Origin of the sequence: Saccharothrix espanaensis DSM 44229 (assembly GCF_000328705.1) — a bacterium.
Lineage (GTDB): Bacteria > Actinomycetota > Actinomycetes > Mycobacteriales > Pseudonocardiaceae > Actinosynnema > Actinosynnema espanaense.
In genome coordinates, this window is the sequence record NC_019673.1 from 7130184 (window position 1) to 7154286 (window position 24103).

Genomic DNA, 24103 nt, shown 5'->3' on the forward strand with positions numbered 1-24103 from the left:
TACGAAGGAGCAACGCGCCTGCGCCATCCGGGTATCGAGGTCCACGAACCCGGCCTCGTGTGCGACTCTCCGCCGGTAGGCTGAACCGGTCGTTGCACGGGGGTGGGCATGGGTCGCGGGCGGGCAGATCACGCCGCCACCCCGTGCCGCTCATCTCCACCACGCCACCCACCCTCAGCGCCGGCGCACCCCACAGCGCACCCCACAGCGCACCCCACAGCGCACCCAGCGTCACACCCCACGGCGGCCAGGAGATGAACGCACCGCGCCGTCCCATCAACCCGTTCCCGCTCCCGGGCTGGGAGAGCACGCCGATGCGCCCGCTGCGCCCGTGGGAGCGCGAGGCCCACCGCGACTACTACGTCGACGTGGACGGCGCCGAGAGCGCGTTCCAGGAGTTCCAGCAGGAGGTCGGCGACCTGACCGGCGTGCTGGAGGACGGCCGCCTGGTGCTCGTCACCGGCGACTCCGGCTGCGGCAAGACCGCGCTGGTCAACCGGTGCGCCGACTGGACCGTGCTGGAGCTGGGCAGGCGCGACCTGCGCGGGGTCGTGGTCGACCTCACCGGGTGCCTGCCCGAGGACGAGGAGCTGTCCATCCACGAGCGCACCGTGCAGGTGTGCGACCAGCTGTTCGACAAGCTGGTCGACCACGGGGCGATGAGCCCGCAGGCGGCCGACACGCTGCGCGGTGACCGGGACAACCCGAAGCGGATCTTCCCGCGGCTCGGCCGGGCGCTCAACGACGACGTGGTGCTGCTCGTGCTGCTGCCCTCGCCCAACGAGCTGCTCGACGAGGTCATCCGGTACGCGCGCCAGCTGCGCAGCCCGCGGGTGCTGTTCTTCGCCGAGTCCGCGTTCTTCGACGCTGACGACCTCGCCGAGCTGGTCCGCCGGCTGGAGACGTGGGTGCCGCCGATCACCCTGCTGGTCGGCAAGCTGGAGGACGGCGACCCCGGCCGGTTCGCCGACGACCGGCTGGTCCGGCACACCGGAGTGGGAATTTATCCACGACTGAGCGATCAGGCGGCCGAATTGCTCGGCCGGATATGTCAATCGGTCGCGATGGTGCAGCGAATCCTGCACGGGACCTACGAGCGGAAGCTCGAAGCCGGCCTAAGCTACACCGAAGCCGACCAGGTGACGGTGGACGACATCCGGGCGTACCTCAACGGACTGGGGATGCAGCCATGAACGGCAGCGACGAGCTCCCGCACCTGCGGAAGAACCCCTTCTCGCCGATGGCGGTCGCGCTGATCATCGATGACGTCGAAGACGATTTCGACGCGGTCGACGTCACCATCCCCACCGACGCCGCCCGGCAGGCGATCGCCCACCTCGACGGGTACCTGCGCGCCGAGCCGGGGGCCGGCACCGTGCTCGCGGTGCTCGGCGACTACGGCACCGGCAAGACCCACCTCGCCGTCCGCCTGGTGCGCCACGCCCGCAAGGCGCTCGACGACCCGTCGCGCGCGCTGTACCTGGAGGCGACCGCCGAGAGCTTCGTCGAGCTGTACCGGCGGTTCATGCAGCGGCTCGGCCGTGACGGCGTGCGCGCGCAGGTCAGCGACTACTACGCCGACATCGTCGCGGAGTCGTTGCAGAGCACCGGGTTGACCGAGGACACGGTCGAGTGGCTGGGCAGTCGCAGCATGGAGCCGCAGGAGGTCGTGGAGCGGCTCGGTCTCATGGAGAGCGCGCTGCTGCGGACCGTCCAGGACAAGCTGCGCCAGGTCACCAACAACAAGGACTTCGGCACCGCGCTGACCTTGTTGCTGCGGCCCGGGTTCGAGCACGCGGTGTGGTCGTGGCTGCTGGGCGGCGCGCCGGACCAGGTGCTGGTGGAGCGCGGGATCACCGCGCCGATCGACACCGAGGTCGCCGCGCTGGAGGCGATGGGCGTGTTCGCCCTGCTGTTCGGCGGCCGGCAGCGGCGGTTCGTGCTGGCCGTGGACGAGTTGGACAAGATCTTCTCCGCCGACAGCCGGCCGCAGGCGCGGACCATGGCCGCGTTCCAGACCCTGTTGCAGGTGTTCGCGAAGGCCGGGGCGTGCCTGGTGCTGTGCGGGCTGCCGGAGTTCAGGGCCGTGCTGTCACCGGCCGTGCGGCAGCGCATCCCGTACACCGTGACCATGTCCGGGCTCGGTCACGCGCAGGTGCGCGAGTTCGTCCTGCGCGCGCAGGAGGCCGTGACGGGTGTGTCGGCGCTGGCCCCGTTCACCCCGGAGACGGTGCGCTACCTGCGGGACGTGGCCGGCGGCAACACCCGCAACGTGGTCCGCCTGTGCCACCGGGTGTTCCGGCTGGTGGACGACCGGGCGAACGCGACCGGCGACCCGGACGTGACCGCGACCGACGAGATGGTGCGGCAGGCCGCGCGCGACCTGTTCGGTTCGTTGAGCGCCGACGACCTCGACGGTTCGGTGCGCCGGCTGCTGGACGCCAACGGGTGGGAGTACTGGCGCAACCACCTGCTCGGGTCGGGCGAGGAGTCCATGGCGGACTTCTGGATCACCTTCCCGGACCGCGACGGCGGGTGCGCGGTGCTGGTCACCGAGTCCCTTCTGGACAACGCCGACGTGACCACCGTGATGCGGCGGGTCTCGGCGGTGCGCGAGGCGGAGTCCGACGCCGAGGTCGTGCTGGTGGTCAACGGCGTGCTGGCGGACGGCGTGGCGATCCAGTTGCGCGAGCCGCTGGGGCGCGAGCCGCTGGTCTACTCGGAACGGACGTTCGCCGACGACTTCACGGCGCTGGTCGGCGCGGCCGGCATCGTGCTGACCGGCGAGACCGCGCAGGACCCGGTGAGCGCGCTGCGGCAGCGGATGGACCAGCTGAGCCGGCAGCAGTCGAGCATCTACGGGTTCATCGAGCAGTTGGCGGAGCACGTGGACGGGGTCCGCACGTCGTCGGACCGGCAGTTCTCGGCGATCGGCCGGCAGCTGGCCCTGCTGGTCGGCTCGACCCCCGCGCGGGAGGCGGCCGACCACCGCCTGCCGGGCGAGGTGGAGCGGCTGTTCCGGGCGGCGGCCGACGCGCTGGAGGGCCTGATCCAGGTCGACCTGATGCTCAACGAGGCGTTCGACTTCGCGCCGGCGACCACGCAGGAGGCCGTGCACCGGCGGTTGCGGACGCCGGAGTTCACCGACGCGGCGGCCAAGGCGGTGTTCCTGCAGAAGTCGGTGCTGGCCTTCCGCGGCGCGGTGGCCGACTGGTACCGGTCGCAGGGCGAACCGGGGTCGTCGGTCTCGCCCGACGCGGAGGACCGGCTGGAGCAGCTGTGCGGCATCTACGACGACATCGTGGAGTTCCTGCCGCTGTTCGACCTCGACCCGCTGTTCGGCCTGCCGCCGTGGAGCGCGCGGTCCGGTGGCCTGGTGGCCGACGTGAACCAGACCGCCCGGCGCAACCAGGTGCACGAGGCGCTGCGCAACCTCAGCCCCCGCGTGCGCCGCGCCGTGCTCAAAGCCTCGCACTCGCGCTGACTCGCGCGCCGACTCGCGGCTACCGGGCCTGCCCCAGCCGCCGGAACGCCGCCGCCGGCACCGCCCGCGGCACCGGCCGCAACTCCGACACCTCACCGCCACCCGAACCACCACCAGCCGAGCCACCCGATTCGGCTCCCGAACCGGGCTCGACAGGGGGCTGGAACCGGTCGTACGCGCCGTTGGCCAGCGCGTGCACCAGGTTCACCACGACCACCGCCGGGGCGACCACCGCGATGGCCCCCGGGAACTTCGGCTCCAGCAGCAGCGCCAGGATGATCGCCGTCAGCCCGTTCTGCTGCCCCAGGCACAGCCGGACCCGGTCGCCGCGCCACCTCCGGGGCAGCGTCAACGCCCAGGCCACGACCACCTGCGACAGGTACGCCGCCGCCCCCAGCAGCGCCCCGACCAGGGCCAACGCCCACGAGAACGCCGAAGCCAGCACCAGCCCCACGGCCACCGTGGCGGCGAACAGCCCGACTTCGGCCAGCCCGTCGACCCACCGCCCGAAGTCCGGCCGGAAGAACAACCCGATCAACGCCAGGGCGAGCAGCAGCGAGGACTGCACCGCGACGTACCCCACGGCCAGCACCACGACGCCCAGCAGCGCCCGCACGACCACCCGGCGGACCCGCCCGTCACCACCCGCGAACCGCCCGCGCGCGAACCGCCACACCAGCCACGCCCCGCCCGCCAGCGCGAGGTTGAGCACGAAGTTCAGGGTGAACGCCCCGAACCCGCCGACAGCACCATCGACCCCACCACTGCCCTGCCCACCCAGGGCACCGCTCTGGATGGCGAACGAGGTGATGTAGACCGTCAGCAGCACCGTGATCGGGTCGTCGAACGAGGCCCAGGCCGCCAGCAGCGCCTTCGCCGACGCCGACATCCGCGACTTCGCCCGCACCGCCGCCACCGACAGCGGGTCGATCTGGGCGACCGCCACGGCCAGCACCAGGTGCCACGGCTCGCGGTACACCAGGTACATCACGCCGAAGATCAGCACGACCTTCGCCAGCACACCGAGAGTGACCGCGGCGACTACCGTCCGCAATTCACGGCGGAATTCGGCGATGTCGATTCCACTGGTGCTCGCGTACAAGCCGAATCCGAGCAAGGCGGTGATGAAGAATCCATAAGCCGTGGAATCCTCGACTTCACGCAGGCCGAACGCCCAGGCGAATACCCAGCCCACGCCAAGTGCGGACAGGAGCACGACCGAACGAACAGCGGGCGTCACCATTCCACCGTAGGTAATACCCGCACTCCCATCAAGGCCCGGATGGAGTGAGTCGATCGGCCAACGAGGACATTCGATCATCCGCCTCCGCGACGCGGGACTGGTCGATCGTCACGCCCGCCACGTATTCCCCCGGACCGAGCCGGTAGTAGTACACCGCGCCCATCTCCACGTCCAGCACCGCCCGCACCAGCAGCCCGCCGACGACCGGCCGCACGGCCCGGTTCAGCCTGGTCGCCACCTCGCCCAGCTCGCGCAGGAACCCGAGGTAGAACCGCCGGCGCGCCTCGACCGAGACCTCCTTGAAGTACGGCCCCAGCGCCGGGTCGGCCAGGTGGTCGACCATGGCCAGCACGTCGCCCCCCGCCACGTGCGCCACCACGTGCAGGTCGTCGACCCGCGCCGCCTCGACGCACTGCGCGAGCGCGCCCTCCCCGGCCGTCACGAACGGTTCCCGCGCCCCCGCGCCGGGCAGCGGCACGACCTCGCCGAAGGTCTCCCACCCGCCGGGGTTGAGCGAGCCCAGGCTCAGCTCCGACCGCAGCACGGTCGCGAGCCCCGCCACCGCCCGGTCCGCCTCGTCCACCGCGGGGTGGCCGAACAGCGGACCGGTGCCCGCGTGGTCCAGGACCAGGCCGACGACGTGCTCGGCGGGCACCACCGAGTCGCAGAACAGCGCGCCTTCCTCGGTGTGCAGCACGGTCCGGATCAGCCGGCCGGTGCGCACCTCCTGCAACGCCCGGTCCAGCGCGTTGGCCTGGAACGTCAGGTGCCGGCCCAGCCGCTTGAGCTCGTCGCGCCGGGTCCCGCCCGGCAGGGCGTCGGGCACGGTCGGCGGCTCGGCCAGCGCGTCGACGCCGAAGTCGAACACGCCGCTGCTGTAGTGCGCGAGGTAGTGCAGCGCCGGGCTCTTCACGACCGCCGCGCGGCACGCGTGCCGGGTGGTGTCGAACTCGGGGCCGAGGTGCTCGGCCGCCTCCTCGTACAGCTCCACGCTGCTGCCTCCTGCGCGCTCAGGTGTGCGGTGCGGACCAGGTGTGCGGATCAGGTGTGCGGGATGTCGACGTCGCACTCCCGCCAGTCCTGCTCGGCGGGCTGTGCGGCCAGGCGCAGGTCGTGCGCCGCCACGGCGGTGTGCGGGTGGTCGGGCCCGAGGAACTCCACGCAGTCGGCGTGCGCCTCGGCGATCTGCCGGGCCGCCTCGTCGACGTCGCCCGCCGCCGAGCGGACCCGGGCCTCGTCGACCGCCGCCGCGAGCGTCCACGGGTGCGTGTCGCCGAGCCGGGCGCGCAGGGTCTCCGCCGCCGACGAGGTGTTGGCGACCGCGCCGGCGTGGTCGTTCGCGGCGCGCAGCGCCAGCCCCAGGCCCAACCGGCACAGCGCGACGAACGGGTGGTGGTCGCGGACGCCGTCCAGTCCCCGGAAGCCCTCCAGCGCGGTCCGGGCCAGTTCCACGGCCAGTTCCGGCTCGCCGCCGACCCGCCGGTGGTCGGCCGAGAAGCTCAGCGCGCAGCCCAGCGTGTACGGGTGATCGGGGCCGATGACCTCCCGGTAGTCGCGCAGCGCCTTGCCGGTGCGCTCCTTGGCCGCCCTGGTCCGCCCGGCCAGCCGCAGCGCGATGGCGTAGTTCCAGTGCACGCCGATCTGGGTCTGGTTGAGCTCCGGGCGCAGGCTCTGCAACTTCTGCGACGCCACCAGCAGCGCGTCCAGCGCCTCGGGGTAGCGGCCGAGCTCTCGCTGGTAGAGCCCGATCTGGGCGAGGGTGGCCCAGGTGAACTCGTCGCGCTCGCCGAACAGCCGCCGGCGCCGGGCGAAGTTGTCCTCCGCCAGCGCCAGCGCGCCCGCCGGGTCGCCGGACAGGAACATCGAGGAGGCCAGGTTGTTGGCCGCGCGCCGGGTGTCGGGGTGGTCCTCGCCGAGCACCTCGCGCAGGCCGGTCCAGGTGGCCTGGTCCTCCACCAGCGCCTCGGTGAACAGGCCCAGGCCGCGCAGGTCGCCGCCGCGGCCGCGGGCGGTGATCAGCGGCTGCGGGTGCGACAGGTCGAGGGCGCGGCGCTGGCGGCTCAGCGCCAGGTCGTCCAGCCGCAGCGCCTCGGCCGGCTCGCCGAGCACCCGGTGCACGTTGGCCAGCTGGGCGGCCAGCCGGTTGCGCAGCGGGTCGTCCGGGCCGAACCGCTCCGTCCACGACTCCAGCAGCTCGTGGCCCGGCTCCAGCGCCGCCCGCCGCACGCCCGCGCCGCCGTCGGTGAACAGGAACCGCGCCTGGTTGACCAGCCAGCGCCGGACCTCCGGGGCGTCGCTGCGCAGCGCGCCGGACGGGAACACGTGCTGCTGGAGCTCCTGGAACCGGCTGCGCCGGGTGGGCGACTTGTCCTCCACCTCGGTCGGCGCGAACGCGGCCAGCGCGGCCAGCGCGTCGGCCTGGCGGGCGTCCCGCTCGGCGGCGGGCATCCCGGCGCGCAACGCCCGCTGGACGACCCGGTGCAGCCGCAGCGAGTACTCGTCGCCCCAGTCGACCCGGAACAGGCCGTGCCGCGCGCCCGCCCACAGCACCCGGTCCACCTCCCCGGCGTCCAGCGCGAGCGGCTCGGCGTCCCCGCCGCCGATCGCCACCAGCCGGTCCAGGAACGCCGGCGAGCGGACCAGCCCGAGGTCCACGCCCTGCGGCGAGAGGAACGCGCAGAGCCGGGCGAGCAGCACCGCGACCCGGCCGATCCCGTTCTCCCGCAACGACCCGGTGACCACCTCGACCACCCGGGCGACGCTGTCCGCGCCGGACCGGGCGAGCCGGTCGAAGAAGGTCCGCACGGCCCACCCGGCGGCGTCCGCGGCGGTCGCGCCCGCGCCCGCCTCGGCGCGCGCGGTCTCGGCCAGCCACGACCCGGCCAGGTCCAGCGCCAGCGGCAGGTGCCGCACCTCCTCGGCGACCCGCCGGGCGTCCTCCAGGGTCAGCCGGGGCACCCGGTCCAGCAGCAGCGCCGTGCTGTCCGCCGCGATCATCGGCGCCAGCTCGACCGCCGGCGCGCCGGCCGCGTTCGAGGTGATCAGCACGTGGCCGGACGTGCCGGGCGGCAGCAGGTCGGCGATCGCGTCGAGGTCGTCGGCGTTGTCGTAGACGAGCAGGAACCGGGCGTAGGTCGGGTCGTTGGCCAGCCGGTCCAGCGCGGTCAGCGAGCCGAAGTCGGTGGAGCCGGGCAGCCGCAGCCGGACCGCCAGCTCGGCCAGGCCCAGCTGCACGGACTGCCGGTCCTGCGCGGAGAGCCACCACACCGCGTCGTAGGCGGCGGAGAACCGGTAGGCGTACTCCAGCGCGAGCTCGCTCTTGCCGACGCCGGGTTCGCCGTTGAGCGTGACGACCGCGCGCTCCTCGCCCGCGTCGGTGAACTCGTCGCGCAGCGCCTCGACGTCCTCGTCGCGCCCGACGAAGCCGCGGTGGCGCGGCGGCAGCCGGAACACCACCGGGTGCGAGCCGGGGACGCGCATCGGCGCGTCGTGCGCGCTGCCGGGCCGGTCGATCAGGCCGAAGTGGCCCAGCAGCTTGGCGCTGAGCGTGGCCGGCAGGTGCGCGTGCACCGACAGGCCGGCCTGGTCCTGGTCCTCTTCGGCGAGCAGGAGCCGCAGCGCGCCGGCGGGCACGTCGGCGTCGTCGCGGTGCGGTGAGACCAGCACGACCACGCCGTCCGCCGGCCGGGCCTCGGCGAACGGCACGACCTGCGCGCCCGCCCGCTCCAACTGGCCGCGCACCCAGTCCGCCCACGCCCGGTCGCGCGCCGCGTAGGCGATCGCGACCCGGTCCGCGTCGGCCTCCGAGGCCAGCCCGAACACCCGGCGGTAGCGGGCCCGCAGCACCGCCGGGACGGGCGCGCACACCGTCACCGAGCCGCCGCTGACCGCCGCCGCGAGCCGCCCGTACTGGGCCTCCAGGCCACCGCCGCCGCTGGGCTCCTCGGCCAGGATCGCCAGCAGCGGGTCGAACGCGTCGAACGGCCGGTAGGGGATCTCCACCGTGCCGCCGTCGGGCACCCGCTTGGCCTGCCCGGCCAGCAGCTCGGCGAACGCGGCGTGGATCTGCGAGCGGATCCGCTGGGCGCGGGTCTGCTCGGCGTCGTCGAACAGGGTCGCCACCGGCACCACGTCGATCCGCAGCGGGGCGCGCTTGCGGACCTGCGCGGCGAGGTCGGCGGCGTCGGCGATCGCCCTCGGGCGCGGCCGGAAGCAGACCACGACCAGTTCGCACAGCGTGGCGATCAGGGTCAGCGACTCCTCGGCCACGCCGGTCGGCGCGTCGATCAGCACCTGGTCGTAGTCGGACTCGGCGAGGCGGGCGCGCAACCCGGCGATCGCGCCCGCGTCGCCGTGCCGCGACTCGGGGCGCGGCCGGCCCGCCGCGTCGGTCGGCACCGGCGCGACCACGTCGATGTGGCCGGTCGCGGCCGGCGTCGGCTGCGCGAACCGCTCCGCGACCGGCGGCAGGTCGTCCTCGTGGGCCGGGTCGGCGTGGTAGGCGGCGAGCAGCGCGCGGCTGACCGCGTCCGGTAAAGCCTGGCGGGACACCAGGAACGGCTCCAGGTACTCGCGCACCCGGGGCACCTCGGAACCCCAGTCCACGACCAGCACCCGTTGGCCGGCCGCCGCCAGCACCCAGGCCAGGTTGGCCACCGCGCTGGTCCGGCCGGTGCCGCCGGTGGCCGACAGGAACGCCGTGACCCCGGTGTGGCCCTGGCCCGCGCTGCTGCTCATCGGCTCTCCAGATCGGCGGTGGAAAGGGGGTCTGCGGCTCATCGGACAGCTGCGGCGAACCGCTCATCGAGCCGCCGCGGCGGACCGCTCATCGGACAGCTGCGGCGAGCCGCTCATCGGGCCGGTCGGCGGCGAGCCGCTCACCGGCGGTCGGCCCGTGGCTACAGCGAACTCTCGAAGGCGGCGAACCGGTTGGGCATCTCGGCGTTCTCGGCGAGGATCCGGTGCAGCGCGGCGCGCAGCGCGGTGTCGGGCAGTTCGGCCAGCCGGGCCAGGTCGACTCCGGTGACGTCGAGGAGTTCGGACTCCAGGACTGGTTCCTCAGCCATCTCCCACAACCCCCTCACCGCAAAGCTGCGGGTTTGTCCGCAGTGCGCTGATCCCATCCTAGTGCGCGGCAACGGGGAATGCGCCGAATCCTCCGATTGGCGGAAGTCGCGGCCGGTCCGATGTGTTTGGTTGTCCGGGGGCCGATGGATCGGGGGGTGCATGGCGGCACGACCGTTCCGGCAGTTCGTGGTGAAGGTGCACAGTCGATGCAACCTCGCGTGCGACTACTGCTACGTCTACGAACTCGCGGACTCCGGTTGGCGTTCCCGGCCGCGCGCGATGTCGCCGGCGGTGGTCGCGCACACCGCCGAACGGGTGGCGCGGCACGTGCGAGCGCACGCGTTGTCCGACGTGGAAGTCGTGCTGCACGGCGGAGAACCCCTGTTGTTCGGTCCGGCGCGGATCGAAGCGCTGGTCCGCGGGTTCCGGGCGGCGGTGCCCGCGCGGGTCCGGTTCTCCGTGCAGACCAACGGAACCCTGCTCGACCGGCCGCTGCTGGAGCTGCTGCGGGCCTTGGACGTGCGGGTCGGCGTGAGCGTGGACGGCGACCCGGCGGCGCACGACCGGCGGCGGGTCCGGCCGGACGGGACCGGCAGCTGGTCGGCCGTCGAGGCGGGGCTGCGGCTGCTCACCGAGGAGTTCCGGCCCGTTTTCGGCGGCCTGCTGTGCGTGCTGGACGTGCGCGCGGACCCGGTCGGGACCTACGAGTCGTTGCGCGAATTCGCGCCGCCGGTGGTGGATTTCCTGTTGCCGCACGGGAACTGGTCCGCGCCGCCGGCCGGGCGGGTCGCCGGTGACCCGGCAACGCCTTACGCGGATTGGCTGATCGCGTTGTTCGAGCACTGGTACCGTGCGCCGGAAACGCGCGTCCGGTTGTTCGAGGAGTTGTTGAACGTTGTACTGGGCGGCCGTTCCGGCGTGGAGGGCATCGGATTGACGCCGAGCGCGCAGATCGTGGTGGAAACCGACGGCGCGATTTCGGTGTCGGACATCCTGGCGTCGTCCTCGCCGGCAGCCGCGGCCACCGGTCTGCACGTGCTGCGCGACGATTTCGACCGCGCGCTCACCGCGCCGGAGGTGGTCGCGGACCGGGCCGGCCGGGCCGCGCTGTCGGCGACCTGCCGGTCGTGCGAGGTGGTGGCGGCGTGCGGCGGCGGGCTGCGCGCGCACCGGTTCGCCGCCGACGGCTTCGACCACCCGTCGGTGTACTGCCCGGACCTGTACCGGTTGGTCACCCACGTCCGCGACCGGGTCGCGGCGGACCTGGCGGCACCGGCGTGACGGTCCGCCCGTGGCGGCTGTCGGCCGCGGACTTCGCCGCGCTGTCGCGGGGTGAGGGCGGTGCCGGCGCGGCCCGCGCGCTGCGGCTGGCCCGGCGCAGCCGGACGTCCCTGCTGGTCCGGATGATCGCCGCCGCGCCCGAGGCGCGTCCGGCCTACCGGCTGCTGGTGGACGCCGAGCGGGCCAGCCCCGGCGCGGTCACCCGCGTGCTGGACCACCCGTCGGTGGGCGCGTGGGCCACCCGGACCGCGCTGGCGCTGCGCCGTGCCGAGCCGGCCCGGCCCGAGGAGCTGGCGTTCGTGGCCGCCGCGGCGGCGATCCGGGCGGGCGTCCCGGCGGCCGTGGACTTCCCGGACGTCCCGGTGTTCGCGCTGCCCTCGCTCGGCGTGGCCGACCCGGCGAACCTGGACTACGACCCGCTGCCCGAGGTGGCGCTGGGCCCGCACGTGCTTCAGCTGGACGTCTGGGCCGGTGGCGGGGTGCCGCCGGGGCTGGCCGTCGCGGCGGACGTCGACGTGGCGCGGTGGCGGCCGGCGGTGGCCGCCGCCTGGGACGTGCTGGCCGCCGACCACCCGCCGATGGCCGCCGAGCTCGCCGAGCTGGTGACCGTGCTGACGCCGATGCCGCCGTCGCCGACCGGGACCAGCAGCGCGACCGCCGCCGACGCGTTCGGCTGCGTGTTCCTGTCGTTGGCGCCCGACCCGGAGACGCTGGCGGTGACCCTGGCGCACGAGGCCCAGCACACCAAGCTGGTGGCGCTGATGGACCTGTTCCCGCTGCTGCTGCCGGACCGGCGGGAGATCTACTACGCGCCGTGGCGGGAGGACCCGCGCCCGCTGGCGGGCCTGCTGCACGGGACGTACGCGCACCTGGGTGTGGCGGCGTTCTGGCGGACCCGGCCCGGCCTGGCCGCGCAGACCGAGTACGCCCGGTGGCGCGCCGCCGCCCTCGACACCGCCGAGACGCTGCTGGCCAGCGAGAAGCTCACCGCGACCGGGCACGCGTTCGTGACCGGGATGGCGACCGTCCTGCGCCGCTGGTGCGCCGAGCCGGTGCACCCGGAGGCCCTGGCGCTGGCGACCGCCGAGGCCCAGGCCCACCGCGAACGCTGGACGGCCCGCTGACCCCGTCGCCGGCCCCACCGCCCCGGCGGGCAGTCCTCGGTGGATCGTCCCGTTCCGACACCCCCGCGACTCGCCGGGGGTGGTCCACCGGGCGGGGCCGCCGGGCGGCGATACTGCCCGCCATGCTCACCGCCGACGGCCGTCTCGTGCACTCCCCGGCCGACCTGGTGGACCTGCTGGAGTGTGAGCACCGCAGCCGCCTCACGCTGGCGCTGGCGCTGGGCGTGCCGGGCACCCCGCAGCCCGACGAGCGGCAGGACCTGCTCGCCGCCAAGCACGGGATCGCGCACGAACTGGCCGTGCTGGAGCGGTTCCGGGCGCGTTGCGACGTGGTCGAGATCGCGCAGCCCGCGCCGACGCACGAGGCGCTGACCAAGGCCGCCGCCGAGACCCGGCAGGCCCTCGATGCCGGCGCGGAGGTCGTCTACCAGGGCGTGTTCTACGCCGACGGCTTCCACGGCCGCGCCGACTTCCTGGTCCGCACCGACCGGGGCTACGAGCCGCACGACGCCAAGCTGGCCCGGCACGCGACACCGGCCTCCGTCGTGCAGCTGACCGCCTACGCGTACGCGCTGGGAGCCTGCGCCGGACCGGAGATGCACCTGCTGCTGGGCGACGACAGCGTGCGGACGTTCCGGGTCGCGGACTTCCTGCCGGTCGTGCGCAGCCTGCGCGAACGCTTGCGCGACAGCCCCGAACCGCCGGCCCGGTCGTGGGACGACGAACGGCCCGCGTGCGCGACGTGCCGGTTCAGCCGCAGCTGCGCGTCCGGCCGGGAACGCGACCGGGACCTGTCGCTGGTCGCCGGGATCCGCACCGACCAGCGGCGCAAGCTCGTCGCGGCCGGGCTGGGCACGATCGACGCGCTGGCCAACGCGGCTCGCGAGGACCGGCCGCAGACGATGTCCGCCACCACCTTCACCGGCCTGCGCGCGCAGGCCGCGTTGCAGGTCATCCAGGACGACTCGCGCACCTCCGACGACCCGATCGGCAAGGTCGCCTACGAGGTGATCACGCCCGAGGCGCTGGCCGAGCTGCCCGCGCCGAGCACCGGCGACCTGTTCTTCGACATGGAGGGCGACCCGTTCGCGCTCAACGGCGAGGGGCTGGAGTACCTGTTCGGGATGGTGACGCCGGAGGAGGAGTTCACCCCGTTCTGGGCGCACACCCGGCCGCAGGAGAAGGCGGCGTTCGAGCGGTTCGTGGACTTCACTACCGCGCGGCTCGCGGAGCACCCCGGCGCGCACGTCTACCACTACGCGCCCTACGAGGTCAGCGCGCTCAAGCGGCTGGCCGCGCTGCACGGCACGCGGGAGGAGGCCGTCGACCACCTGCTCCGGTCAGGGTCCCTGGTGGACCTGTACGCGGTGGTGCGCAAGGCTTTGCGGGTCTCGCAGCGGTCGTACTCGATCAAGTACCTCGAACCGCTGTACATGCCCGCGCCGCGCGACGGTGACGTCACCAACGCCGTGTCGAGCATCGAGGCGTACGAGGAGTTCCTGACCCTCAACGAGGCGGAGGACGTCGGGCGAGCCGAGGAAGTGCTCGACGGGATCGCCGAGTACAACAAGTACGACTGCGTGTCGACGCGCCGGCTCTACCGGTTCCTTCTGGAGGTCCGGCAGGAGGCCGGGATCGAGCCGCACGTCGCCGAACAGTCCTTTGTGGACGAGATCGAGGACGAGATCGCCGCGCAGCGCCGGGCCGAGCGCGCGGAGCGGATCGCGGCCGTGGTCGACCCGCTGCTGGCGGGGCTGCCGGACAACCCCGCCGACCACACCGCCGACGAGCGGGCGCGGGCGCTGCTCGCGGCGGCCGTCGGCTACCACCGGCGGGAGACCAACCCGGCCTGGTGGGACTTCTTCCGACAGGTCGCCGCGCCGCTGTCGGAGCTGGAGTCGGACAGCGCGTGCGCGGTGCCGGTGTCGGTGCGCGCCGAGGACTGGGCGATGCCGTCCGGGCGGGTGCGCAAGGCCAAGCGCGAGGTGCGCGTGCGGTGCGACCCGGACCGGCCGCACCCGTTCACCACCGGCGACCAGGTGCGGCTGCTCTACCCGGGCACGCCGAACCGCACCCGGGACGCGGTGGTGCTCGGCGAGTCGGCCGAGGACATCGTGCTGGTGGAGAGCGTCGCGCCGGACGACGTGGACGGCGACCGGCCGGCGGCGGTGCTGCCCGGCAGCCCGGTGCGGCCCTCGCCGAAGGACGAGGCGGTGTACGAGCTCGCGCGGATGGTCGCCGAGTCGCTGCCCGTGCTCCCGCCGCACCCCGGCGTCGACCTGGCGCGCCGGGCCTCGCCCCGGCTGCGCGGGCTCGCGGAACTGCCCGCCGGCGGTGACGTGATCGCGGACGTCATCGAGGCGGTCGACCGGCTCGACGGGTCGGCGCTGGCCGTGCAGGGGCCGCCCGGGGCCGGGAAGACCTACCTCGCCGGGCGGCTCATCGCGCACCTGGTGCGCGGCGGGCGCAGCGTCGGGGTGACGTCGAACAGCCACAAGGCCGTGGAGAACGTGCTGAGCGCGGCGCAGGCGGCCGGGCGCGAGCTGGGCGTGCCGATCCCGACCGCCAAACGGCCCAAGGGCACCCCGGCGAAGGACTGCACGTGGGAGCAGCCGAAGGACAACCCGGCGCTGGTCCGGTGGCGCACCGACCAGGGCGCGGGTCACCTGGTCGGCGGCACGGCGTGGACGTTCGCCAACGCGGCGGTCCGCGAGCAGCCGTTCGACGTGCTGATCGTGGACGAGGGCGGGCAGTTCGCGCTGGCCGACGCGCTGGCCGTGTCGACGTGCGCGCGCAACCTGGTGCTGCTCGGCGACCCGCAGCAGCTGCCGCAGGTCGTGCAGGGCACGCACCCGGCGGGCGCGGACGCGTCGGCGCTCGGCCACCTGATCGGTGACGCCGACGTGATCCCGGCGGAACTGGGGTACTTCCTCGACCAGACCCGGCGGATGCACCCCGACGTGTGCGAACCGGTGTCGCGGCTGTCGTACGCGGGGCTGCTGCACGCGCACCCGACGACGGCCGCGCGCGGCGTGGACGGGCTGGTGTCCGGGGTGTACGTGCACGAGGTGGAGCACCGGCACAACACCACCAGCTCCGTCGAGGAAGCGGCGGCGGTCGTGGAGATCGTGAAGTCGCTGATGGGTCGCATGTGGACGGACGGGGTGAACGCGCGGCCGCTGGACGACTCGGACGTGCTGGTCGTGGCGCCGTACAACCTCCAGGTCCGGTTGGTGCGCCGGGAACTGGAACGATCCGGGTACGAGCACGTGCGGGTCGGCACGGTGGACCGGTTCCAGGGGCAGGAGGCCCCGGTGGTGGTCACCACGATGACGTCGTCGGCGGCCGTCGACCTGCCGCGCGGACTGGACTTCTTGCTGTCCCGCAACAGGGTGAACGTGGCGCTGTCCCGTGCGCAGGGTGTCGCGGTGGTGGTGTGCTCACCGCGCCTGGTCGAGGCGGACATCCGCGGCGTCGACCAGTTGAGATTGGTGTCCGGGATGATCGGGCTCACCGGCGAGGCGCGCCCGTGGCCCATCGACGGCATCTATGCCCAAAGGCTATGACTCCATCCGGTCAAGCGCTCTTACTGTGAAAACCGCGAGAACCTTCCACCCTGCACCGAAGGAGATCGTGTGACCGGCAAGTTGCTGCGCCTCGCCCTCGGGGCGCTGTTCACCTCCCTCGCCCTCGTGGGAACCAGCCTGACCACCGCGGCGACGGCGGCACCCGCCGCGCCGTCCGCGCTGGCCAGGACCGTCTACTACAGCGCCTCCGGGTACTCGGCGGAAGCCGACCAGGCCGCGCAGATCTGGAACTCCAGGGTGCCCAACCTGCGGCTCGTCCGCGGCGGCAGCGCCACCATCCGAATCGCCGCGACCAACGGCGGCGGCTCCCGGGCCTACCCCTGCGGGCTCGGGTGCGCCACGATCTACATCGACAACCGCGACGTTGCCGCGGGCAACTACGCGCTGCGGATCGTGGCACACGAGATCGGGCACGGCCTGGGGCTGCCCGATACGTACAACGGCATCTGCTCGTACCTGATGTCGGGCGGCAGTGCGGGCACGTCCTGCCGCAACGTGTACCCGAACGCCCAAGAGGCGAACCGGGTGAACCAGCTCTTCGCGGGTCGCGCTGTCGCGGCCGTGGGCAACCCCGAGGTCTACGCGAGGGGCTGAGCTGGTCGAAGTGTTCCGGGGTGTGGTGGCGGAACGCACTCCCCACCACCACACCCGCCCTGATCGTCCGGATCCGACGGCCGACGCTCGGCGGCCGGGGCCGGCGGAGCCGGACGAGAAGACCAGGGCACCGTGAACGACCGTGCCGGACAGGCCTCCCGCCTGTCCGGCACCGTCACGTCCGCCTTCCGATACTCCGACCTGCCGGCACTCCGAGCTTCCGGCACTCCCGGCCCACCCTCGGACCGGGTGGCCGGGACCCGCGCGCCGGTCGGCGCGCGGCACCGGACAGGTCAGGACTTCGGCAGGCCGGGCGGGTTGACCTCCGAGGCGGTGACGGCCTCGTTCTCCAGGCCCCAGCGGGCCAGGACCTCGCCGTACTTGCCGTTCTCGATCAGGTGGTCGAGCGCCTCCGCGACCGGTTCCACCAGGCCGCTGCCCTTCTTCGTGGTGGCCGCGATCTTGCCCGGGAGCTCGCCGCCGCCGGAGATCGTGCCGATCACCTCGGTCTTGCCCGACGTGACCGCGTGGTACGCCGACACCGGGTTCGGGCCGAGGTAGGCCTCGATCCGGCCCGACTCCAGCGCCAGGTAGTAGTCCGACGCGTTCTGGAAGTACTTTATGTCGGTGGGCTTGAGGCCCGCGGCCTCGTTCTTCCGGCTCCACTCCACCAGGATCTTCTCCTGGTTGGTGCCTGAGCCGACGGCGATCGTCCGGCCCGCCACGTCCTCGGGTCTGGTCACCCGCCACGAGTCGCCCTTGCGACCCTCGAACGCCAGGGTGTCCAGCCGGTAGGTCGCGAAGTCGTACTTCTCCTTGCGCGCCTCGGTCACCGTGATGTTCGACAGGCCCAGCGGGTACGCCCCGCTGTCCAGGCCGACGAACAGGTTCTCCCAGGAGGTGACCTCCAGTCGCGGCTCCAGGCCCAGCACGCCGGCGATGAGCACCGCGATGTCGGTCTCCACGCCGATGATCGTCTTGTCGTCGCTCGCGTAGAACCGCAGCGGCGGCGCGGTCGTGGACGAACCGCCCACCACCAGCTTGCCGGTCTGCCGGACGGACTCCGGGACCTTGGCGGCGATCGCGTCGACCTTGGTCGCGGTGATCCGGTCCTGCTGCGGGCTCAGGTTGACGGTCTTGCCGCCGGCGACGACCTTGTCCTCGGTCACCGCCCCGTCGGCACCCGCGCACGCCGCCAGCGCCAGGGCCGCCGCCGCGACGATTCCGGTGATCTTCCCTGCGGACACGGTGTTTCCTCTCAGAGCACTTTGGACAGGAACGCGCGGGTGCGCGGTTGTTGCGGATCGTCGAGCACCTGGCCCGGCGGCCCCTGTTCGACCACCACGCCGCCGTCGAGGAAGACGACGGTGTCGGCGACCTCGCGGGCGAAGCCGACCTCGTGGGTCACCACGACCATCGTGGTCCCGCTGCGGGCCAGGTCCTTGATCACGTCGAGCACCTCGCCGACCAGCTCCGGGTCCAGCGCGGAGGTGGGCTCGTCGAACAGCAGGACCTTCGGCTCCAGCGCCAGCGCGCGGGCGATGGCGACCCGCTGCTGCTGGCCGCCGGACAGGTGCCTGGGGTAGGCGTCCTCCTTGTCCGCCAGGCCGACCCGGGCCAGCAGGGCGCGCGCCCGGGTCCGGACCTCGGCGACCGGGCGGCGTTGGGCGGACACCGGGGCCTCGACCACGTTCTCCAGCACGGTCAGGTGCGGGAACAGGTTGAAGTTCTGGAAGACGAACCCGATGTGCGTGCGCTGCTTGAGGATCTCCCGCTCGCGCAGCTCGTGCAGCTTGTCGCCGACCCGGCGGTAGCCGACCAGGTCGCCGTCGATGCTCACGTGGCCCCGGTCCACCTTCTCCAGGTGGTTGATGGTGCGCAGCAACGTCGACTTGCCCGACCCGGACGGCCCGAGCACCACCACGACCTCGCCCGCCCGGACCTCCAGGTCGACGCCGCGCAGCACCTCGTTGGCGCCGAAGCTCTTGTGGATCCCACGCAGGTCCACCATCACCTCGCCCACTTCCAACCCCCCTTGTCGCGCGTCGAACCCTTGGCGTAGCGCTTCTCCACGTAGTGCTGAACGACCGACAGGAGGGTGGTCAGCACGACGTACCAGACGGTCGCGACCATGAGCAGCGCGACGACCCGCGCGTTGCGCCCGTACACCACCTGCACCTGGTAGAACAACTCGCCGATGGCCACCACGGACACGATCGACGTGCCCTTGAACAGGCTGATGACCTCGTTCGCGGCGTTCGGCAGGATCGACCGCATCGCCTGCGGCAGCACGATCCGGCGGAACTGGCGGGACTTCGGGATGCCCAGCGCCGCCGCGGCCTCCAGCTGGCCGTGGTCGACCGAGATGATGCCGGAGCGGACGATCTCCGCCGCGTAGGCCGCCTGGTGCAGGCCCAGGCCCAGCACCGCCGCGCCCATCGGGCTGATCAGGTCCTTGGTGTCGACGCCGAAGAACGTCGGGCCGAACGGGATCCCGAACTCCAGTTCCTGGTAGAGGTAGGAGATGTTGAACCAGAACAGGACCTGCACGATCAGCGGGATGGACCGGAACGCCCAGATGTAGGTCCAGGACACGCCGGCCAGGAACCTGCTGTGCGACAACCGCATCAGCGCGAGCACGATGCCCAGCGCGAACCCGATCGCGGTGCCGTGGAGGGTCAGTTCCAGGGTCACGCCGACCGCGCGCAGGATGGACTCGGCGGTGAAGTAGCGGGCGAAGGTCGGCCAGTCCCAACCGGGGTTGGTGACCAGGCCGTTGACGAACTGCGCCAGCAGGACGAGGACGACCACGACGCCGACCCACCGCCACGGGTGGCGGGCGGGCACGACCTTGAGCCGGGAGAGGTCGTCGTCGGGGGCGCGCAGGCGTGGTTGTGCGGACACGCTCATGGTGGGGTCCTTCGACAGAGCCCGCCGAGCACGACGGCACCGGAGGGCCGGTTACCGCGCGGCGGGTGTGGGGCCAGCGGGTGTGGGGGGGCGAGCGCCGGTCAGCCGCGGCGACAGATCGCGCTGGAGACCCGGCCGTAGTCGACGTGCCTGCGGGAGCAGAGGACGGCCATTCGCGCTCCCCTTCCAGGCTTGTGTTGACGATTCGTTGCACGGAGCCGGTTTCACACGACTGGACGAGAAGTTGCCACTTCGCCCGCTCTCGAACAAGAGTGCCCACCTGCTGAAACCACTATGTGTCGCCGGTTGACAAGGCCGCGCATCACTCGAATCGACCAATGTCGGGCGTGAACGGGCGGTGACACCGGGCCGTATGCCGGTTGCGCCCGCCATCGCACTCGCACCTCCGCGCGCGGAGGCATTTATGTCGTATTCCGACGAGGATTCCTCCCGCTACGACATTTCTCCGACTCCGTCCACGACCCGTTCTCACGAATCCCGCCGATGGCGCACGAGCGTGGGACGGTCGGATGCGAAGCAGGGGCGTTCGGGCGAACCGGCCTTCCACCACCACGCGCGCCGGGTCGGAACCTCTCCCGGCCGGTTCGCATCCCGCCCACCAGGAGTAGCAAACGCAGCCCGTCCGGACCGTCGACGGCAGGGTCCAGAAGCTCCGGTGCTGTGCCGTCCAGCCGCGTGGTCCCGGGGTGTCAGTGCACGGCCACCAAGTAGATGCCGTAGCCGGCGACCGCGGCGCACACCAGGAAGCACGCGGCCGGGACGACGCGGTTGCCGCGCGATGTGGCGGCCAACCCTGCGGAGAACAGCGCCACGGTGCCCGCGCCGAGCGCGAAGGAGACCAGGAAGACCTGTCCCAGGGCGGTCCAGTCGAGGTGCACGGCGGTTCTCCTCACGCGGCGTGGTTGACGTTGTGCGCGCCCACCGGATCACGGCGGGACAGGGTCCAGCAGACCGCCGCGACCACGACGCCGGCGACCGCGACCGCGAGCACGCCGACCGGTCCCCGCGCGGCGGTCTCGCCGGCGAGCGCCCCGACGAGCGCGGCGGCGGGCAGGGTGAGCAGCCAGGCGACGGCCATCCGGCCGGCGACGGTCCAGCGCACGTCGGCCAGGCGCTTGCCGACGCCCGCGCCGACCACGCCGCCGGCGCACACGTGCGTGGTGGACAGCGCGAACCCCAGTTGCGACGACGTCAGGATCACGGTGGCCGCGGCGGTCTCGGCCGCGAAGCCCTGCGGCGGTTCGATGTCGGTGATGCCCTTGCCCAGGGTGCGGATGATCCGCCAGCCGCCCAGCCACGTGCCGAGCGCGATGGCCGTGCCGGCGGACACGATCACCCACAGCGGCGGTTCGGCTCCGGCGGGCAGCGCGCCGGCCGTGATCAGGGTGAGCGTGATGACGCCCATCGTCTTCTGCGCGTCGTTGGTGCCGTGCGCCAGCGACACCAGCGACGCCGACGCGATCTGGCCGTACCGGAAGCCGCGCGTGGCGGCCTTCGCGCGGCGGGTGATCCGGTAGGCGAGGAAGGTCGCGGTGCCGGCGACGACGGCCGCGATCACCGGCGACGCGACGGCGGGCACCAACACCTTCTCCACCACCGCGGCGAACCGCACCGCGTCCGCGCCGGCCGCGACCCACGTCGCGCCGATCAGCCCGCCGAACAGCGCGTGCGACGAACTCGACGGCAGGCCCAGCAGCCAGGTCGCCAGGTTCCACACCACGGCCCCGACCAGCCCGCCGAACACGATCGCCGGCCCGATCCGGGCCTCGTCGACCAGCCCGCTGGAGATGGTCCGCGCCACCTCGATCGACAGGAACGCCCCCACCAGGTTCAACACCGCCGACACGGCGACCGCGACGCGCGGCGACAGCGCGCCGGTCGCGATGGACGTGGCCATCGCGTTGGCGGTGTCGTGGAACCCGTTGGTGAAGTCGAACGCCAATGCCGTCAACACCACGACGACGACAACCACATCCACGCCAACACCTCCGCACACCGACGACGTCCGCCTGGGTTGCCGGGCGCGGTGAACGCGCCGACATGCCCGGGTGAACACCCGCCGCCCGGTCCGGGAAGTGCGCTGCCCGCGTCCGGAGGGCCGGACGCGGGCAGGTGGGCGAGGAGGGTCAGACGGTGGCCAGGGCCGGGTAGTCGGTGTAGCCGCGCTCGTCGCCGCCGTAGAACGTCGAGGTGTCCGGGGTGTTGAACGGGCCGCCGGAGGCCAGCCGCTCGGGCAGGTCGGGGTTGGCCAGGAACAGCGCGCCGAACGCGACCGCGTCGGCCGTGCCGTCCGCGACCAGGCCGAGCTCGGCGGGCCCGGTCACGCCGCCGGGGGTGTGCGGGTTGAGGATCAGCGCGGAGCGGGAGCGCTCGCGCAGCTCCCGGGTCGACTCCCGGTCGCTCTCCAGGACGTGCAGGTAGGCCAGGCCGACCGGGTCGATCGCGTCGACCAGCGCCGGGTACAGCTCGCGGTGGTCGTGCTCGGCGATGTCGTTGTAGGTGTTGGCCGGCGAGATGCGCAGGCCCAGCCGGTGCGCGCCGATGGCGTCGGCGACGGCCTCCACGACGGCGACCGCGAACCTGGTGCGGCCGGCCACCGAACCGCCCCACCCGTCGGTGCGCAGGTTGGTGTTGGGCGCGAGGAACTGGTGGATGAGGTAGCCGTTCGCGCCGTGCAGCTCGACGCCGTCGAAACCAGCGGCCACGGCGTTGCGCGCGGCGGCGGCGAAGTCGGCGACGGTGGCCTCGATGTCGGCGTGGCTGAGCTCGACCGGCGTGACGAAGTCGGCCATCGACGTCCCGGTGAACACCTGGCCCGCCGCGCGCACCGGCGACGCGCCGACCGGGTGCAGGTCACCGGCCAGCAGGCTGGGGTGGCCGATCCGGCCGGTGTGCATGAGCTGGGCGAAGATCCGGCCGCCGGCGGCGTGCACGGCGTCGGTGACGCCCCGCCACGCCTCGACCTGCCCGGCGGAGTGCAGGCCGGGGGTGTCCGGGTAGCCCTGGCCGACCGGGGAGGGCTGGATGCCCTCGGTGATGATCAGCCCGGCGGACGCGCGCTGGGCGTAGTACTCGGCCGTGGCCTGCGTCGGCGTCGTGCCGTACGCGCGGCTGCGGGTCATCGGGGCCATCACGACGCGGTTGGGCAGGCGGGTGCCCGCGAGGTCCAGCGGGTCGAAGGCGGTGGTCATCTCTGGGTCCTCCGGCAAGTGGCGACGAGTGCCTGTCGGACGATCACCCGGCAGGCACATGCCTGTCCGAACAGGCATTTACCTGTTCGAACAGGTATCACCCGATGGATGTTCCCGTCGTGATCACGATCACTCCTGGTACGGCCGTACAATTAGAGTCATGGCTGGTCAGGCAGCGAAACCGACGAGTGTCCCCGTTCCGTCGACCGCGGTGTACGGGCCGATCAGCCATGCCATCTTCCGGATCGCCCGCCTGCACCGGATGCTCGCGGGCCAGCTGCTGCGCGAGGCCGGCCTGCACCCCGGCCAGGAGCTGGTGATGATGCACCTGTGGGACAGCGGGCCGCGCCGGCAGGCCGAGCTGGTCGACGTGCTGGACTCCGACTCGGCCACCATGACCCGCACCGTGCAGCGGCTGGAACGGGCCGGGTTCGTCCGCCGCACCCCCGACCCGACCGACCGGCGGGCCACCCTCGTCGAGGCGACCGCCGCGAGCCAGGCGCTGCGCCACCAGGTCTGCCGGATCTGGCAGGAGCTGGAGGAGGCCACCACGGCGGGCTGCCCGGACGTCAAGCGCGGCGAGTTCCTGCGCACGCTGGAGCAGCTGGAGTGCAACCTGGTCACCCGGACCGGCCGCTCCCCGCTGCCGCAGAGCGCCGCCACGACCGGCAGCGGCAGGGCCGCCGGACATTCGACCGTGACCGACACCAGGTAGCCCACCGCGGCCGACTTTTCGCCCGGTTGTCATGCCGCTGACCCCTATCGGGTGAACGTGAGGTAGAACATGCCGGTGCAACGGTGGGTGTTCGCGGTGCTGGCGCTGGCGCTGGCGACGGCGGGGTGTTCGACGCCGGTCGCGGGCAAGCCGGTCGCCGGTCCGGTCACGGTGGAGGGCGCGGCCCCCGAGGTCGTGCGGTGGATGAACAACTTCTGCGGCGTCGCCAACTACATGGTCGCCTCCGGCGGGGTCAAGTTCGACCAGCCGCCCGCCGACCCGGTCGCCGCCAAGAAGGCGATCAGCGACGCCCTGGGCCGCGTGGTCGACGTGCTCAACGTCGCCGTGCACGACCTCGAGGAGCTGACCCCCGCCCCGGTGACGGCCGCGGACGCCGCCGTCGAGGTGATCGTCGAGCCGCTGTCCAAGGCACGGGACAAGTTCGTCTCCGCCAAGTCCACCGTGGACGGCGCGGCGGAGCTGACCACCGACGTGTTCTCGGCCGTGATGCAGAACATGACCGAAGCGGTGTCGGTGATGAACGAGGCCGTGGAGAAGATGTCCGTGGTCAAGCTCCCCGACACCTTCACCACTGCCGCCGAGCAGGCCGAGAACTGCAAGAAGTAGGGCTCAGAGCCGGCCCCGGCGGACTGCCCGCGCGTCTGCCTGGAACCTGGTCCGCGCGCCCGCCCGGTCCATCAGAGCCGACTTGAACGGCAGGGTCGGCGTCACCGGGGCCCGCTCCCCCACCGCCTCCGATTCGGCGGTCCCCTCCAGCCGGCCGGGAACCGTCACGCCCGCCCCGGAGCACCGTCACGCCCGCCCCTGGGCACCGGCGCGTCCACCCCCGGCCACCTGCGGTTTCCGCAACACGGCGGAGTGCCGG

19 protein-coding genes are annotated in these 24103 nt (G+C 73.0%); 8 read left to right on the top strand and 11 right to left on the bottom strand.

Going from position 1 to position 24103, the window contains the following annotated elements:
* The first annotated feature begins 254 nt into the window (after positions 1-254).
* Together BN6_RS30805 and BN6_RS30810 are read left to right on the top strand one after the other, a co-directional pair.
* The gene (locus tag BN6_RS30805) at positions 255-1193 is read left to right on the top strand and encodes an ATP-binding protein (RefSeq protein ID WP_015103751.1); all 939 of its coding nucleotides are present in this window, start codon (positions 255-257) and stop codon (positions 1191-1193) included.
* Positions 1190-3484: a hypothetical protein gene (locus tag BN6_RS30810; RefSeq protein WP_015103752.1), complete on the top strand. Its 2295-nt coding sequence runs from the start codon at positions 1190-1192 to the stop codon at positions 3482-3484. The genes BN6_RS30805 and BN6_RS30810 overlap by 4 nt, the downstream gene beginning before the upstream one ends.
* Positions 3485-3503: 19 nt before the next feature.
* Here the strand turns inward: BN6_RS30810 and BN6_RS30815 are convergent, their stop codons facing one another.
* The 4 genes from BN6_RS30815 to fxsA form a co-directional block, all read right to left on the bottom strand.
* Entirely contained in the window at positions 3504-4679 is a 1176-nt protein-coding gene (locus BN6_RS30815; RefSeq protein ID WP_148303094.1) for a hypothetical protein, read from the bottom strand.
* Between the two features lie 76 nt (positions 4680-4755).
* Positions 4756-5718: a hypothetical protein gene (locus BN6_RS30820; protein WP_041314632.1), complete on the bottom strand. Its 963-nt coding sequence runs from the start codon at positions 5716-5718 to the stop codon at positions 4756-4758.
* Positions 5719-5768: 50 nt separating this feature from the next.
* Positions 5769-9464, bottom strand: coding sequence for an FxSxx-COOH system tetratricopeptide repeat protein (gene fxsT, locus BN6_RS30825; protein ID WP_015103755.1), 3696 nt, complete (start codon positions 9462-9464; stop codon positions 5769-5771).
* Positions 9465-9625: 161 nt separating this feature from the next.
* Complete coding sequence (gene fxsA / locus BN6_RS47070) at positions 9626-9793, bottom strand: FxSxx-COOH cyclophane-containing RiPP peptide (protein ID WP_015103756.1); 168 nt, start codon at positions 9791-9793, stop codon at positions 9626-9628.
* A gap of 160 nt (positions 9794-9953) precedes the next feature.
* Here fxsA and BN6_RS30830 point away from each other — a divergent pair, with 160 nt between their 5' ends.
* The 4 genes from BN6_RS30830 (at position 9954) to BN6_RS30845 (ending at position 16380) form a co-directional block, all read left to right on the top strand.
* Positions 9954-11075 (top strand): FxsB family cyclophane-forming radical SAM/SPASM peptide maturase, encoded by a 1122-nt coding sequence (locus tag BN6_RS30830; RefSeq protein ID WP_015103757.1) that lies wholly within the window; start codon positions 9954-9956, stop codon positions 11073-11075.
* Positions 11072-12199, top strand: a complete 1128-nt coding sequence (locus BN6_RS30835; RefSeq protein WP_015103758.1) for an HEXXH motif domain-containing protein — start codon at positions 11072-11074, stop codon at positions 12197-12199. The genes BN6_RS30830 and BN6_RS30835 overlap by 4 nt, the downstream gene beginning before the upstream one ends.
* Before the next feature lie 122 nt (positions 12200-12321).
* Positions 12322-15765 carry a TM0106 family RecB-like putative nuclease gene (locus BN6_RS30840; RefSeq protein WP_015103759.1) on the top strand — a complete coding sequence of 1148 codons (3444 nt, stop codon included), beginning with the start codon at positions 12322-12324 and terminating at the stop codon, positions 15763-15765.
* A 69-nt stretch (positions 15766-15834) separates the two neighbouring features.
* On the top strand, positions 15835-16380 hold the full coding sequence (locus BN6_RS30845; RefSeq protein WP_015103760.1) for a snapalysin family zinc-dependent metalloprotease: 546 nt from the start codon (positions 15835-15837) through the stop codon (positions 16378-16380).
* A gap of 293 nt (positions 16381-16673) precedes the next feature.
* Here BN6_RS30845 and BN6_RS30850 read toward each other — a convergent pair whose 3' ends face one another.
* From BN6_RS30850 to BN6_RS30875, 6 genes are all read right to left on the bottom strand, one after another.
* Positions 16674-17627 carry an ABC transporter substrate-binding protein gene (locus BN6_RS30850; protein WP_015103761.1) on the bottom strand — a complete coding sequence of 318 codons (954 nt, stop codon included), beginning with the start codon at positions 17625-17627 and terminating at the stop codon, positions 16674-16676.
* A gap of 11 nt (positions 17628-17638) precedes the next feature.
* Positions 17639-18391, bottom strand: coding sequence for an amino acid ABC transporter ATP-binding protein (locus tag BN6_RS30855; protein ID WP_148303449.1), 753 nt, complete (start codon positions 18389-18391; stop codon positions 17639-17641).
* Positions 18391-19290, bottom strand: a complete 900-nt coding sequence (locus BN6_RS30860; RefSeq protein ID WP_015103763.1) for an amino acid ABC transporter permease — start codon at positions 19288-19290, stop codon at positions 18391-18393. The genes BN6_RS30855 and BN6_RS30860 overlap by 1 nt, the downstream gene beginning before the upstream one ends.
* A 710-nt stretch (positions 19291-20000) precedes the next feature.
* On the bottom strand, positions 20001-20189 hold the full coding sequence (locus BN6_RS30865; RefSeq protein ID WP_015103764.1) for a hypothetical protein: 189 nt from the start codon (positions 20187-20189) through the stop codon (positions 20001-20003).
* Between the two features lie 11 nt (positions 20190-20200).
* Entirely contained in the window at positions 20201-21289 is a 1089-nt protein-coding gene (locus tag BN6_RS30870) for an inorganic phosphate transporter (RefSeq protein WP_015103765.1), read from the bottom strand.
* A 148-nt stretch (positions 21290-21437) separates the two neighbouring features.
* The gene (locus BN6_RS30875) at positions 21438-22502 is read right to left on the bottom strand and encodes an alkene reductase (protein ID WP_015103766.1); all 1065 of its coding nucleotides are present in this window, start codon (positions 22500-22502) and stop codon (positions 21438-21440) included.
* A 160-nt stretch (positions 22503-22662) separates the two neighbouring features.
* On the opposite strand from BN6_RS30875, the gene BN6_RS30880 reads away from it, so the two are divergent.
* Both BN6_RS30880 and BN6_RS42625 read left to right on the top strand, forming a co-directional pair.
* The gene (locus BN6_RS30880) at positions 22663-23217 is read left to right on the top strand and encodes a MarR family winged helix-turn-helix transcriptional regulator (RefSeq protein WP_084672812.1); all 555 of its coding nucleotides are present in this window, start codon (positions 22663-22665) and stop codon (positions 23215-23217) included.
* Between the two features lie 69 nt (positions 23218-23286).
* Complete coding sequence (locus BN6_RS42625) at positions 23287-23844, top strand: hypothetical protein (protein WP_015103768.1); 558 nt, start codon at positions 23287-23289, stop codon at positions 23842-23844.
* 3 nt (positions 23845-23847) lie between these two features.
* On the opposite strand, the gene BN6_RS47075 is transcribed toward BN6_RS42625, so the two are convergent.
* Entirely contained in the window at positions 23848-24012 is a 165-nt protein-coding gene (locus BN6_RS47075; protein WP_015103769.1) for a hypothetical protein, read from the bottom strand.
* Positions 24013-24103: the final 91 nt, after the last annotated feature.